Annotated in this window: 10 protein-coding genes; 3 read left to right on the top strand and 7 right to left on the bottom strand. The window is 55.7% G+C overall.

The features are described from left to right. Positions 1–14: 14 nt before the first annotated feature. The 3 genes from FYC48_RS01085 to FYC48_RS01075 form a co-directional block, all read right to left on the bottom strand. On the bottom strand, positions 15–1844 hold the full coding sequence (locus FYC48_RS01085) for a glycosyltransferase family A protein (protein WP_149494859.1): 1830 nt from the start codon (positions 1842–1844) through the stop codon (positions 15–17). 14 nt (positions 1845–1858) lie between these two features. Next, complete coding sequence (locus tag FYC48_RS01080) at positions 1859–2071, bottom strand: hypothetical protein (protein ID WP_149494858.1); 213 nt, start codon at positions 2069–2071, stop codon at positions 1859–1861. 134 nt (positions 2072–2205) lie between these two features. Next, positions 2206–3018 (bottom strand): hypothetical protein, encoded by an 813-nt coding sequence (locus FYC48_RS01075; RefSeq protein WP_149494857.1) that lies wholly within the window; start codon positions 3016–3018, stop codon positions 2206–2208. Between the two features lie 363 nt (positions 3019–3381). Here FYC48_RS01075 and FYC48_RS01070 point away from each other — a divergent pair, with 363 nt between their 5' ends. Then, the gene (locus FYC48_RS01070) at positions 3382–4731 is read left to right on the top strand and encodes a prolipoprotein diacylglyceryl transferase (protein ID WP_149494856.1); all 1350 of its coding nucleotides are present in this window, start codon (positions 3382–3384) and stop codon (positions 4729–4731) included. On the opposite strand, the gene FYC48_RS01065 is transcribed toward FYC48_RS01070, so the two are convergent. Then, the gene (locus FYC48_RS01065) at positions 4656–6434 is read right to left on the bottom strand and encodes an AAA family ATPase (RefSeq protein ID WP_149494855.1); all 1779 of its coding nucleotides are present in this window, start codon (positions 6432–6434) and stop codon (positions 4656–4658) included. The genes FYC48_RS01070 and FYC48_RS01065 overlap by 76 nt on opposite strands. A 223-nt stretch (positions 6435–6657) precedes the next feature. Between FYC48_RS01065 and FYC48_RS01060 the strand changes: the two genes are divergently transcribed. Beyond that, positions 6658–6846, top strand: a complete 189-nt coding sequence (locus FYC48_RS01060; protein WP_149494854.1) for a hypothetical protein — start codon at positions 6658–6660, stop codon at positions 6844–6846. A 232-nt stretch (positions 6847–7078) separates the two neighbouring features. Here the strand turns inward: FYC48_RS01060 and FYC48_RS01055 are convergent, their stop codons facing one another. The 3 genes from FYC48_RS01055 to FYC48_RS01045 all read right to left on the bottom strand — a co-directional run bounded on the left by FYC48_RS01055 (position 7079) and on the right by FYC48_RS01045 (position 12312). After that, entirely contained in the window at positions 7079–8881 is a 1803-nt protein-coding gene (locus FYC48_RS01055) for a polymorphic toxin-type HINT domain-containing protein (protein ID WP_149494853.1), read from the bottom strand. Positions 8882–9137: 256 nt separating this feature from the next. Next, positions 9138–10454, bottom strand: a complete 1317-nt coding sequence (locus FYC48_RS01050) for a DUF1501 domain-containing protein (RefSeq protein ID WP_149494852.1) — start codon at positions 10452–10454, stop codon at positions 9138–9140. Positions 10455–10590: 136 nt separating this feature from the next. After that, complete coding sequence (locus tag FYC48_RS01045) at positions 10591–12312, bottom strand: DUF1549 domain-containing protein (RefSeq protein WP_149494851.1); 1722 nt, start codon at positions 12310–12312, stop codon at positions 10591–10593. Positions 12313–12469: 157 nt separating this feature from the next. On the opposite strand from FYC48_RS01045, the gene FYC48_RS01040 reads away from it, so the two are divergent. Then, positions 12470–13219: a class I SAM-dependent methyltransferase gene (locus tag FYC48_RS01040; protein WP_149494850.1), complete on the top strand. Its 750-nt coding sequence runs from the start codon at positions 12470–12472 to the stop codon at positions 13217–13219. Positions 13220–13275: the final 56 nt, after the last annotated feature.

Here is a 13275-nt window from a genome sequence, read left to right as displayed (position 1 = left end):
GCTCCGCGACATCGTCAGTCAGAAGGGCTTAATGGGCGTGTCACGCCTCGATAAAGATCGAGAGCACCAAACCATCTCGCATCAAAGCTGCCTTGGGCATATAGCTTCAGTCGCCGTAGCACCTCCTCGGTCGACTCGCGGTTGGCCCGCGACCCGATCCCGGAGTCATCGTGTTGTGTCGCAGAAATACCGTGGCATCGGTAGCGGACGACGACGTCTCGCGTGACCGCGATTGATGAACGAGCGTGATAGGCACGCAACTGCAGATCCGTATCAACCCCGGTTCGATTTCGGTTTCGTTCGCCAAAATCTCCATAACCGCCGAGTGCGATAAAACTTGGACGTCGCACCACCAGGGTCGGGTTTTCCATGTAGTATCCGCTGGTGTACTGGCAGGCGTACCGCGAAAATCTCAGTGGTAACCACTCGCATTCATCCACCGTAAAATAATCCCAACAGATCTTGTCGACCAACGAAGACTCGCCAAACAATTCGGTCGCGCCGGTCAGAAGATCAGCACGAGTCGACTGCATCAAGGCGTATGAATGGGCGATCCGATCTGGAAGGCTAATGTCGTCAGCGTCTTGGACTGCCACGAAGTCGGTTTTGACAAATTCCATCAAGTTATTGAACGTCGCAAACGGTCCGATGTTCCTTTCGTTGCGATAGAGGCGAACGTTCGGTAAGTTGCGATAGCGATTTAGAAGTTCGTTGCTCGATTCGAGACTCGCATCATCGACGAGGTGTAGGATCACTTCGGCATTCCGCTGAGTAACGATGCTATCGATCGCTTCGGCCGCGAAGTTGAATCCATCGCGAAACGGGATGACCACATCACAACGGGCTCGGTCGCGGACCAAACGTGCACTCACTCGCTGAGTGATCGGTTCGGACGGTACGTCAAAATTTAAAGCTCCGATAAAGGCAGCGTCACCACGCTCTTGAGTATCGATTCGGCACAAGACTTCTTCGGCAAGATGGATCGGACGACCAAGCCTGATCACCCTGCGTAGCAACTCTTCCAAGCAGGCGTCGCCCACGGTTGCGTCGAAGCCGCCTAAATCAACCAACGCCGCTCGCCGGATCACCATCGTTGCCAATTGTAATGTGGCAGCCTGATTGGACAGGAATGATCGATGGACCATGCCGTCACAAGATTCACAGTGGGCGAAGACCAGTTCGGTACCCCGATCATGCAAGTGCTGAAGCGAACGCTTCAGTCGCGTCGAGCGCTGCAGGCAGTGGCCGTCGACGAAGGCAAGCGATGGGGTCTCCGAACGGGCGATAATCTGATTAAGGATCTCACCAAGATCGCTCGGCTGATCGAGTCGTTGAGTGTGAACGTTCGGCCGGGCCAACAGGTCGGTCAGGTTTGTCGACTGCGACCGTAACGCGTGGATACTTGAGTCGGTCAAGACATGCAGGATCACATGGGTGTCGACTTGGTCAAGTGATCCTGCGATCGTCTGTTCAAGCTTGCTCGCCGAAGTGACGCCTCTGGCATCGAGCACCAGGTCACAGGCATGGATCGTCGGCACGGTAACGTCGATACTGTCATGATTGACAGCCCGTTCGGCCCAGGCTTTTAAGACGCCCGGAATCGTTTCCGGTTCGGGGGCATCGAATGACACTTCGCATGCATTCAAGATCACCGAAGGCATGACCGGATTGATCGTCACCGGGCTAAGCGGCGCGCCTTCGATACAGACTTCGCAGGCACTGCGATCGACGACACAGTGTCGCGGATTGGCTCCGGTCAATCGGGCGGCGAAGTGGCATTCGGCCAGTTCACCTTGGTCCGTCACCTGAATGCCCTTGCGGAACGGGCATCCTAAATCATCCATCAATGGTCAATCGATTAAGTCGCCAAAGTTTCGACACAAGGCGTCGCACGAAGTTGGCCTTTGAATCGGCCAGGTAGCGACGGCGGATCGCCGGCGACGCCATTATTTTCGCTTTGAATCAGTTTCAGGTCCCACTGCTCACCGCTCCACTGCCAGATCGCACGGCCTGACGGCGCGCCGCGTGAACCACTCGTTCCCATCACAACCTGATGCTGATCATTCCACATTTGAATCTCCGTCCTACGATAGCCATACGCAAGTCTAAACCAAGGAGGCAACGCCCCCGCCAGACGTTCTCCTGGGGGTGACGTTGTAGCGTACCGTAGCCATCGATGCAAGCAATCGCATGCGGCCGGTGGTGCTACGGTAGATCACTCAACGGAACGTCAGAATAAAGCGTCATCATCCCCTGCACCTTGTTGACGCGGTCTTCGGACTCGGGGCTTAGAGCGTCTTTGGCGGTGTAATGTGAAACCAAGGTTCGCGTCGTACTGCCGTTGCCAATTGTGAGTTGGACGTTTTTCGGAAATTCTCCTTTCGACGCAATCTCATTTCCTAGTGAAATACGTGCGAATGGCGGTGCGCCTCGATGTCGAGCCAAATTGAGTCGCTTGACCGCGCCCGTAAATTGGGCAAATCGGGCAGCTTGCTGCGGCGTGGTCGCTTGATGTGTGGTTGCTTTGTACTGGTAATCGGCAAACGCGAGTTCGACGGCGCCGTCCGCAGTACGCGTCGCCTGAGCAGAAATTCCCAGCCGCTCTTCGGCGTCATTCTTTTTGGCAAAGACGCGGATTTGCGCGGCCGTTTGCAGCACGCTCGCGATCGGGATCGAGCTTTGCAAGCTTTTTTGTCGTGACAGCACCGTCATTTGCTTTTCGTTCCAATCAACGACGGTGACATCCATTGGCGGGACCAACGAAAAATCGTAGGCCCGGTTGTCCTTGAAAATGACGAGATGCCGGTCGATCGGATGGGGTTTGCCATCGACGATTTCGGAAATTTCGATCGTGACTTGGAACGGGGCGTCATCGGTCGAATGCGATTCGGCCGCATCGTCCAATCGGGCTTCGACGGCCGCGCACGGGCGGTTTTCGGCGGCATACGCTGCACAGAGGGCCGCGAACAGGGCGACCGTGGTCCATCTGGCCTTCGGTGGGGCGGGTTGGCAATCCATGCTTTTGATGATGCGGGTGGGTAGGACAACTAGACCTAGACTTATCAACACCGCGGAGCGTAGAAAAGGAATCGCCCTGCGGTCCAGAGCAATCGTGTGGTGACGCAAACGCTGTCGGCTCATCAGCCGACGGGCGTTAGCCGCGGTTACTGCACCGAAACCGTGGCTAACGCCATGCGGTAAATCCTAAATTCAATGGTTGACGAAGCACTTGGGCCGTCGGCCCGCAAGTTGCCCACCGTTGGATTCCGATGGGCAAACACAACTTTCACGCTGCGAATGCGTGACGATCAAGTTTTGACGTTCGGCAGATCCTGTTAAGCTGACCACATTGGCCTCACCCCTACTTGCCCATACAAATCGATGCAGCGAACGCTCTTTCTGATTCCACACGAATTGGGACCGTTGTCGGTGTTCGGGCTTGGCTGGGCCGCCCTGCTGGTGCTCGTTGGATTTCTGTTACGAGCCGGCTGGATCATTCAACGCGAACGCAGACCTACGGACGCACCCGCGCGAGCTGGCGAACCGTCTTCGCCATCGGCTAGTCTCGCCAGTGCATTGATGGGCGAGAGCTTCATTTGGCTGGTCGCGGCTGCGATTGTGATTTTCATCTTGCCAACAATTGAAATTGCCGGTGTGGGCGGTAATCCGGTCGGGCTGCCGATTCGCGGCTATGGCTTTTTCCTCGTGCTTGCCCTGATCGCTTCGATAACATTGGCCACCGCTCGGGTGCGGCGAGCGGGACTGAATCCGGACCTTGTCTACGCGCTCGCGCCGTACGTTTTCATTGGCGGGATCGTAGGGGCGCGATTGTTTTTTGTCATCCAGTATCGCGACAGCTTTATCGGTGATTCGATCGGCCAGACGATTCGAAATGTCATGGCATTTACCGAAGGCGGCCTGGTCGTCTACGGTGCATTCATCGGTGGTTTTTTGGCGTTCCTCGTTTTCAACTACCGCCATCGTTTGCCCCTATTCCGGTTCGGCGACGCGATCATCCCTTGTCTGTTTATCGGGCTGTTTTTTGGTCGCATTGGGTGCCTGATGAATGGTTGCTGTTACGGCGGACGTTGTGAACCCGATTGGGCATCAATTCGTTTTCCGCCGATCAATAAGGTTTATCAAGAACAACTGCGATCGGGCGAACTGCTGGGCATGCGGATCGACCCGGATACCGGTCGGATCGAGTCGGTCGAAAGCGGAAGTCTTGCCGACCGTTTGGGAATCGATGTTGGCGAGCGGTATGAGTACGGCCAACCGACATATCCCCCGACGGAATCGATTGATCCGAACATCCCCGAAGAAGACGTTGTCCCCGGTTGGGTGATGGTGGTCGAAGGCGAGACGTTTGAACTCAGTCCCGCCCAGCTACCGCCACGATCGTTGCCGGTCCGCGCCGCCCAGTTAATCAGCAGCTTTAGCGGCATCGTGTTGTGCGTATTCTTGTGCGTGCTTTCACGCTACATCCGCCGCCCCGGCGTATTGATGTTCGTGGGGTTTGCATCGTATGCCATCGCGCGATTCATTTTGGAAATCGTGCGGACCGATGAAAGAGGGCAATTCAACACTTCGCTGACGATTTCTCAGTGGGTCAGTGTCGGCGTACTGACGCTGTCAGTCGGAGGGTTGGTTTACATTTACCGCTTTGCTTCGGACGATGGTTCAGGTTCCGCTTCAAGCTCAATGACCGGTTCACCCCAGTCGGCGAAGTAAGGTTCGCCGCAATCGTCGCAGGTGATTTCGGTCCCTAGGCAGTGATCATCGACCACTTGTGCGACCCCCCCATTGCACTCGATGCGGACCTTACCTGGTTTGGCCGCCATCGCCTTGAGGTGAGCGCTGTCGACTCCGGCGACTTCGATGTCGTCGCCTTGCAGGGTTGTGAGTAGATCACGGGTGATGTCTTTGATTTCGGCCAAGCGATTGGCTAAGCGACGCACGCTTCGTTCGAAACTATTGCGGGCCGTACGTCCGTTGCCAAAATGTCGATCCCGTTTGGCATACAAGTACGTGAATCCACGCAATAGCCTTCGCCGTGATTCGGTCGGCAATTGATACTTCGCCTTTGACGCCATCAATTCGAAAATTCGGCAGAGCGATTCGGGGTTGTAGTCGGCGAAGTGCATGGTCGTTCCGACACGACTGCTCAGTCCTGGATTACTGCGGATCATCGCGTTCATCTCGTTCGGATACCCGGCTAAGATCACGACCAAACGCTCACGCTGGTCTTCCATTCGCTTGAGTAGTGTCTGGACGGCTTCGCGACCGTATTGATCTTGGCCGCTTTCGTCGATCAGTGTGTAGGCCTCGTCGACAAACAGCACGCCATCGAGAGCTTCATCGATTTTTGCATTGGTTTTAGGACCGGTTTGGCCGGCGAACTCGGCTACCAACCCACTGCGATCGGTTTCGACAAGGTGCCCTTTCTCGAGGACCCCGAGCGCACCGTAGATCTCCGCAATGATCCTCGCAACCGTGGTTTTTCCTGTCCCGGGATTACCGACAAATGCCATGTGCAGACTCGGTCGCGAAGTCGGCAGATCTAGTTCCTGGCGTTTTCGTTCCATCGCCAAAAAGTTGGTTAAGGTTTGGATCTGATCCTTGATGTTGTCCAGCCCGATCAACCGGTCAAGCTTTGCCTTGGCATCCTCTAAACGTTGCTCAGGTGTGCGAACGTCTTCGGATGTTTCAGTCGTCGTGGTCTTTGGCGTTGATCGCTGCGGTGACGCCGGTTGCGGCGATCTTCCTGGGCCGGCCGTTGGTGTGGGCTTTCCGACGTTCGCCGAGATTGCGTCACCACGTAACCGCTTCGCCTCGTCACGAAGCCAGTCGATGGCGGCACGCGCATTATCGGTATCGGCTTGACGGGTAAGGTTGTCGGGAGCCCGTCCACGTGCTTGATCAAATTGGCGCTTCATCGATGCGATGTTGGCATTGTCGGCGACGCTGACATTACCATCGACATTCGTCAACAAGTTTGCCATTCGCATGGCCAGCGTTTCCAACTCGCCCCAATGATTTCGCAGGTCGGGTAACTCTGTAAACGGGCGAACCAATTCGTCCCATTGGAAATCCGCGGCGGCATTGATCAGCCAGTCGACGGCTTCATGAAGCTGACTACCGAGCACCGACTTTCCCCACAAATGCTCTAATAACGCGCGTCCCATTTGTCGCTGCTCAAGACTTTTCGCACTCGCGTCGGGAACCACCGCGGCGAAGACCTTCATCAAGAATCCTTGGTGCAAATCATCCATCTGCTGGGCGAACGACTCGGCGTCTGATTGGCCTTGCCCCAGCCAACCATAGGAACCACGGACCAATTCGGCCGCCTCAAAATAGAACGCTTTTGTTTCGGCAAGCGACTCACGATACAGCCGAACAGACTCGATGATTTGATCGTCCGAGGGTCCTGACATTTTTCGGTTTCAATAGAGGTGCGGATGGGGACTCAATCTGACAGGGCATCGACCGAAACACAAGTCCGGCAATCGCCCGACTTCGAGTCAATCGCGACGATGTGATGTCGATCGACCAGAAGCGTCGAACGAGGTGAAACATGGTACGATGGCTTTGTAAGAAGCTGCCTTTGGCTTCACGAACTCAGCATCGAAAAACTTCCCAGCTTGACTCGAGATTGAAATGAAACTGACCGATTTCTACAACGCCGTTAGCAAACGTGTGGACACCGAAAAGACTCACATCAATGCCGCAGAAACCAAGCGAGTGCTTAGCGAAGCATTCTTGGTCTTGGCCGAACTGGATGCGGCGGATTTTGCCGACACGATCGCCAAAGGAATGACGACTGCAAAGAAAAAGCTTTCGAAGTAATTGCCTGCGCAAGCACCGTTTTATCTGGCAGCACCGTCGTAGAAACTGGCTTCCCGGGAATCTTTTCGAGATCCGTGAGCCGTACGCGCTAGCGTCGGACCTGTGCTGCGGAAAATCACGTGGAAGGCTGGGCCCGCGGCTAGCGCCGTCGGCTCAGCGGGCATGCGGAACGTGCGGACGTAAAGCATTGAACTCACAGCCTACCGGCGAAAGGTGGGGCGACAACGTTCCACTAATTCGAATGCCAACCTGGAATCGGCTGTTGTGAGGACGAACGGATCATGTTGTCATGAACCAACAAGGCTGATTCGCCGACAAAGTACGTGTTGGTCTTTTCGACCACCAGGTTGAACGCTTCACAGGCCGCTCCGCCTTCGACAACCTCGATCGGGACAGAGCCGTGCAGTCCATGCAGTCGGTCGCCCGGATTGAGTTCTTTCGCCATCGTCCAGCCTTTTCCGGTCACCCAGAACGGATGCCCCACCGTTGCCGTAATCGACTCGCCGGCGACCATCAGACGCATCGTGTCACTCGGTGGACGAGCGGTAGTTCGAGTCACTAAGCGATAGCTGAGCTCGCCCGAAATCGGGTCCTTTGACAATACCTTGTCACCGCTTCGGATCGATTCAATCGGACGTCTCCCGGTTTCAGTGTGCACGATGGTTCCCGCGGGGAAGCACTCACATCGCGGTGGTAATGGGATTCGCAGTTCGCCGCGTCGATAGTCTGTTTGCGACAAATGGACATGTCGTTTGGAAGCCGTGACATCGTATTCGTTGTACCGCTTCCACCAGTCCCACCAAAGCTGCGGCTGATCGTCGAACTGCTCGCCGGTCGACGTTTTGAGGGCCGCGAAAATGCGTTCGTTGCTCGACGCCCGATCCTCGTTTTGGTTCTCAATCGACTGTTCTGTTTCGGCGATCCGACGTGTTTGAAACGCGAGCTCGTTGGCGAATATCTGGTGATAGACTCGGCTTGTCCGAATGACTGGGGCGTTGATGGACATCCCCGCCTTCGTTGCTCGAGTAAAGGTGACCACGTCATCGGCGCGTTCTTGTCGAATCAAGGTTTCACTAAACACGGTATCCCCGATTCGCGAGAGGGATGATCGGTACTTCAACGGTGCTTCAAGTCGATCGAGGTACTGGCCGGCGAACGCGTGAATCGGATCTTTGGCAAGTTCAAGGGCAGCGATATTCCGTCCTGACGCGTCGTCAAGTTCCAGCGAAAGTCTGACCAAGGCGTCCGACGAAGTCTGACCGTCGATTCGGCCGATCACTTCGATCAAGTGTCGTTGCAGCGAAGGAGCGCTTCGGTGGGCGAAGATTTCAAGTGCACCGATCGCATCGGGATCATCCACCGACGCAATGGATCGCCATGCCTCGGACCGGTCGGCCGAAACGTCTTCAATCCGTTCGACCCATTCGCGTAGCACTGGCATCCACTGATGGAGCGCTCGTCGTTCTTGATTTTGCAATCGTTTCGCCGTGATCACCTGGTCTTTGGGGACCCATTGGCCTTCGTAGCGTCGTAGCCGCAATTTTGATCGGGCTTCGGCATGGTTGGGGGCAAGCGTCAGCACATTCTCCCAGTGCATTCGCTCTCGATCGTCAAGCTGATTCTGCCGACACCATTTGGCAAGTGAAACTTCACCGGCAAGGTTACCGGACTGTTCTCGCCGTCGCTGGTGGTACTGCTGCAGAACCTCATCGGCAGAGTTCATCAGCATTGATAACCGAACGGGAACCCACCGGTCACGGTGGAGAAGGAAGCCAGATTGCCACTGCGCCGAGGTGTTTTCTGGATCCTGCTCGACGGCTTGGTCGAGCAAACGAAAACGCTCGACCGAGTCACCGGCGAGTTCTGATTGAAGTGCTTTCTGAACCAAAGAATCCGCCTTTGATTCCGTCGCTTCTGCCACCGCATCGTTCGACAACGCGGCAACTGAATCGACCAACACCCAAAACACACATGTGATACCGAGACGGACCAGGAGTCTGTGTGTACCGCTTCGTAGGTTGTTCGAACGAATCATTAAACTGCCCAGTGAAAAGAGGAGGAGTCACAACGCAGGCACACCCTCGCGTTTCGATGAAAGGCGAAGACAATTGTGTCACGTTCGAGTCGCATGCATCCCGTTAGCGGGAACGACGTTGGGCAATCATGATGTTAAGCTTCGATTCGTCCTCTCGTTATACACGACCGCTGCCGGCATTACAAAGAAACCCGATCAACGGTGACAAGTTTGCGGCCCCAATTCTCTGGGATAGCGGATCACTGCGCAGCCCTTGCTAAACCATCAGATCATCAATCGGATCGCCTTCGATACGGACCAAAGGGCGGCCAACCGGCGTTTCTAACTCGCGTTCATACGCGACCCCCAGGCACTTCAGGATCGTTGCGTGCAGATCGCCGATCGTGACCGGCTGGTCCAAATTAACCAGCGGATTCGATTTCAGATCCTCCGATTTGACCACCGGATCGGCTGCCGTCGCGCCATAGACGCTTCCTTTGCGGATCCCACAACCGGCCAGAAACATCGAGAACCCGTTCGGCCAATGGTCACGTCCTCCGGCCGGATTGATCACCGGTGTTCTGCCGAACTCACCGCCGCAAACGACCAACGTGTTTCGCAGCATCTCACGTTCTTCCAACCTTCCAAGCAGTGATGCAAGTGCGGGATCCAGCGTCCCGCATGCTGACGACTGAAGCGAGTGATTGTTCACGTGAGTGTCCCAACCGCTTAAGTTGACTTCGACACATCGCACGCCGGCTTCGATCAACCGCGATGCCGCCAAACAACCGCGTCCAAACGGAGTGTCACCAAAAGACGCCAACGTCGTGGCAGACTCGTCGCTGACATCGAATGCGTCGATTTGTTCGCTGGACATCATTCGTAGTGCCGCCGCCGTGGACGATTGGTGCAACGTTCGATTGTGATCCAAGTCTTTTAATCTACCGCGGCGAAATTGAGATTCTAAAAAGTCGAGCCCGTTGAGCCTTCGATCCATCCGATCGGCATCAACACGAGCCTTCAAGTCGGGTACCGGGCTGTTGGGATCACCGACGATGAAGGCATCAAAATTTGGCCCTAAGTAGCCACCTTTGGAAGGCCACTGCCCGGGGATGATTGAAACGTGACGTGGGATATCCAATGATTGCGGAAACTCATGACACAGCACCGCACCGATCGACGGATGAACCAACGTCGGATCGAGACGCCATCCAGTTTTGACGTTGTATGTCGCGCGTTGGTGGTCACCTTCCTTACTCGTCATGCTGCGGATCAATGTTCCCAGGTGCATTTTCTCCGCAGTTTGCGGCAGCGTGTCGGCGATCTCAAGTCCTTTGACCGTCGTCGGGATCGCCCCCACATCGCCGCCGTACTTGCTGCCGACATGCGGATCAAAGGTCTCCAATTGACTTGGCCCACCATCCATCCAAAGCAGAATGACATTCTTTTGTTCGCCGGCGTCGGTCTTGGCGATTTGGTCGGCCCAGGCAAGCTGATTCGCGATCGCCGAAAGCATCGCCCCACCAGCCCCGGCGCCTAGTAAGGTGCGGCGCGAAAAGTGCAACTTTGGATCGCAAACGGATGAATGCAACATGTTCGATAAGTGATCTATGAAGTGCGATGTAGTTAACAAGTACCGCGATCGTTCACAACTAACCTCGCGATGGGTTTTCGAAACGTAGGCACTGAATGAATCGATTCGCTATGGCTCTCGCCGGGCTATTTGACGTTCAATGATTCCACGTAAACTCGGTCGAATTGGCGAGCATCCAAAACAGGTCTTCCAGACCGTTGCCACGGCCGTCCGCTTCGCCAACCTTTTCGGCAAAGTACGCTTGTTCTTCTTTGGTGGGGTACCGATTGAGCAAACACAAGAATGCGACTTCGACGGCTTGGGGATCGTCTTGGGCAAAGGACTTAATCTGTCCGGTGGTATTTAAGATCGGTTCTGACTTTGCCGCTTCGTGAAGCATCGACCCGTTGAGCAACATTAAACGTTGAGGAATCGTGATGCCGTCCTTGGAAAACTCGTTTTCACCCAAATCACCGTAACGCTTTAGAAAATCATTGATCGCCCCGAAACGGATCAGTTGTACCAACAGCGAAGAGTCGCGATCGATCATTTTGACCTTCGATGCCTGGGTGATCGATCCGGCAACCTGCTCGGCCCGCAACCGGGTGAGCGGGAACGCTGCGTGCACCACTTCGTGCCGTGCCGTGATCTCGAAATCGGCAACGCTATCGACGCGGAATGCTTCGGTCGATGCGATCAATCGAATCGTTCGATGGACATCTCGGTGCCGTTGAAAATCATCGATCAACGCAACCAGTACGGGATCATCGGATTCATCGAGCGGCAAGTTGTCGACGGCATCGGTCACCGCTCGACCGAACATCAACGTCCAAAAACGGTGCACTGCCGCACGAGCAAACTGTCGATGGTCTGCCGCCGTCACCCAACGAGCCAATCGCTCGCGCGGGTCACCATCCTCTGGTAGTAAGTCTTGGCGATAGGGCACATCCGCCGTCACGTCGACTTCTTCGTCGGCATCAAGGTATTGGAAACGGTAGTCGACGCTCTCGGTCCGCACTCCCTGCAATCCGTTTGTTTTGGCGCTGCTGTAAAAGGCGGCCAGTTGATGAAAGTCCGTTTGGCTGCCTCCTCGCAGTGCGTCTTCATCTCCCAAACTGACATTTCCTAAAAAGTCGTCGTGACACTGCAAACAATCGATCCGTAACCCTAGAAATGCTCGACAGGTCCGAGCCGCCAAACGCACCGGATCAGGGCTTCCATCGTTACTATCGAAGGTGACCGTCAAAAAGTTGACTTGGGGGCGATCTGTCCAAAGTCCTTCGGCAGTGATTAAGTCTCTAACCACTTGATCGTACGGTCGATTTTCGGCAATCGTCTCGCTTAACCAATGGCGAAACCGTCGTTGTCGGTACACCAGAAAAGGGCCTTCATCACTGACAAGAAACCGTGTCCAACGCTCGGCCCAGTAATCATGAAACCGAACGTCACCGAGCAACCGATCCAAATGGGCGCGTTCGCGTTGATCGACAGGCAATGACTCGAGTGCGCGGATCTCTTCGAGTGACAATCCGCTCCCGACGAGCGCCAACGACAGACGCCGGCAGACGGTCATCCAATCCGCCATCTCCGCAGACCGCAGTCCTGCCGCGGTGATCGCTTGTCGTCGGGCTTGATCGATCCGGTCAACGACGGCATCGACTGAATCTGCGTCGCCTGATTCCGTCGCGATCGGCTTCGAATTCCCGGCAGCCTCGAGTGACATATCGGGGGATCGCGGATCGCTCTCTTTCGGCCGGATCGAAGAGGCTGATTCGGTGGTTCGTCCGTTGGATAATCCGGACGCCATGTAGCCGAACGCTAACAATAGCAGCAGACCGAACCAGGCCCACTTCGTGATTGAGATGATGGCTCGTTTCATCGATCGAACTCGAAGCGATTGTGATGACGCCGCAAGACTTCGCAGCGTCCGCGTTTTTACCCTGACCTGATTTTAAATCCGTCGTCATTGCCCATTCGCCACCGCTGTGGCAAGCTTGGCTAATCCTCGCAAAAGTTTCCCCAAAAAGTTGACCCCGATGGCTTCGAACCAAGATCGATTCTTCGAACCGTATGATCGTGAAGAGATTGCCTATGGGGACACCCCGTCGGCGCCGTTGGCGGCCTATCTGCGGCAAATTTGCCGGACCGAGGCATCAGGAGACGACGGATTTTCTGCGGCGAAGAACTTATTTGCTTTAGATCTGGGGGCAGGCGCCGGACGCGATACGATCGCGATGGCTCGTGCCGGATTTTCGGTGACCGCCGTTGATCTGAGTCCCCGAGGGGGCGAACGGATCATGCAACGGGCAACCGAACAGGGGGTTTCGGAAAACGTCAAAACGCAGGTCGCGAACGTCTGCGAATTTGAAATCCAACCCTCCAGCTATGACCTGATCTGCGCAACGACGGTGCTTGACCACATCAGCGAGTCTGATTCGAAACGCGTTTGGCTAGCGATGCTCGCCGGCCTAAAGTCCGGCGGAGCGTTGTACGTCGAAGTTCATTCGACCGAAGATCCCGGCAGCGACCAAAGTCCGGGACTGGAGAACAAAGCCCCGGTCAGCGAGACCGCCGACGCGGTGATCAATTACTTCCCGCCCAATCGCCTGCTTGGATGGGCAACCCAACCGCGGGCGGACCTCCGTGTGCTGCGCTATGAAGAACGACTCGAATGGGACTACACCCACGGTCCCGAGCACCTGCACGGAAAAGCGATCCTGTTGGCGGTCAAGTCCGGGACGTTTCCTCCCTGGTACGGCCAGCCGGCCGCGTTCCCCCGCCGCTAGACAGATCGGTTGCAAAGACCGCGGGAAGAACGTCCTGCTTTTCGCCGGATGATAGT

The organism is Roseiconus lacunae (genome assembly GCF_008312935.1).
GTDB lineage: Bacteria > Planctomycetota > Planctomycetia > Pirellulales > Pirellulaceae > Stieleria > Stieleria lacunae.
The sequence above is the reverse complement of the archived record's forward strand: the minus strand, read 5'-3'. Positions and strand labels throughout refer to the sequence as shown.

Coding starts and splice junctions, on each gene's coding strand:
- FYC48_RS01085 (WP_149494859.1), bottom strand. CDS start 1,844: ATGGATGATTTAGGATGCCCGTTCCGCAAGGGCATTCAGGTGACGGAC.
- FYC48_RS01080 (WP_149494858.1), bottom strand. CDS start 2,071: ATGTGGAATGATCAGCATCAGGTTGTGATGGGAACGAGTGGTTCACGC.
- FYC48_RS01075 (WP_149494857.1), bottom strand. CDS start 3,018: ATGGATTGCCAACCCGCCCCACCGAAGGCCAGATGGACCACGGTCGCC.
- FYC48_RS01070 (WP_149494856.1), top strand. CDS start 3,382: ATGCAGCGAACGCTCTTTCTGATTCCACACGAATTGGGACCGTTGTCG.
- FYC48_RS01065 (WP_149494855.1), bottom strand. CDS start 6,434: ATGTCAGGACCCTCGGACGATCAAATCATCGAGTCTGTTCGGCTGTAT.
- FYC48_RS01060 (WP_149494854.1), top strand. CDS start 6,658: ATGAAACTGACCGATTTCTACAACGCCGTTAGCAAACGTGTGGACACC.
- FYC48_RS01055 (WP_149494853.1), bottom strand. CDS start 8,881: ATGATTCGTTCGAACAACCTACGAAGCGGTACACACAGACTCCTGGTC.
- FYC48_RS01050 (WP_149494852.1), bottom strand. CDS start 10,454: ATGTTGCATTCATCCGTTTGCGATCCAAAGTTGCACTTTTCGCGCCGC.
- FYC48_RS01045 (WP_149494851.1), bottom strand. CDS start 12,312: ATGAAACGAGCCATCATCTCAATCACGAAGTGGGCCTGGTTCGGTCTG.
- FYC48_RS01040 (WP_149494850.1), top strand. CDS start 12,470: ATGGCTTCGAACCAAGATCGATTCTTCGAACCGTATGATCGTGAAGAG.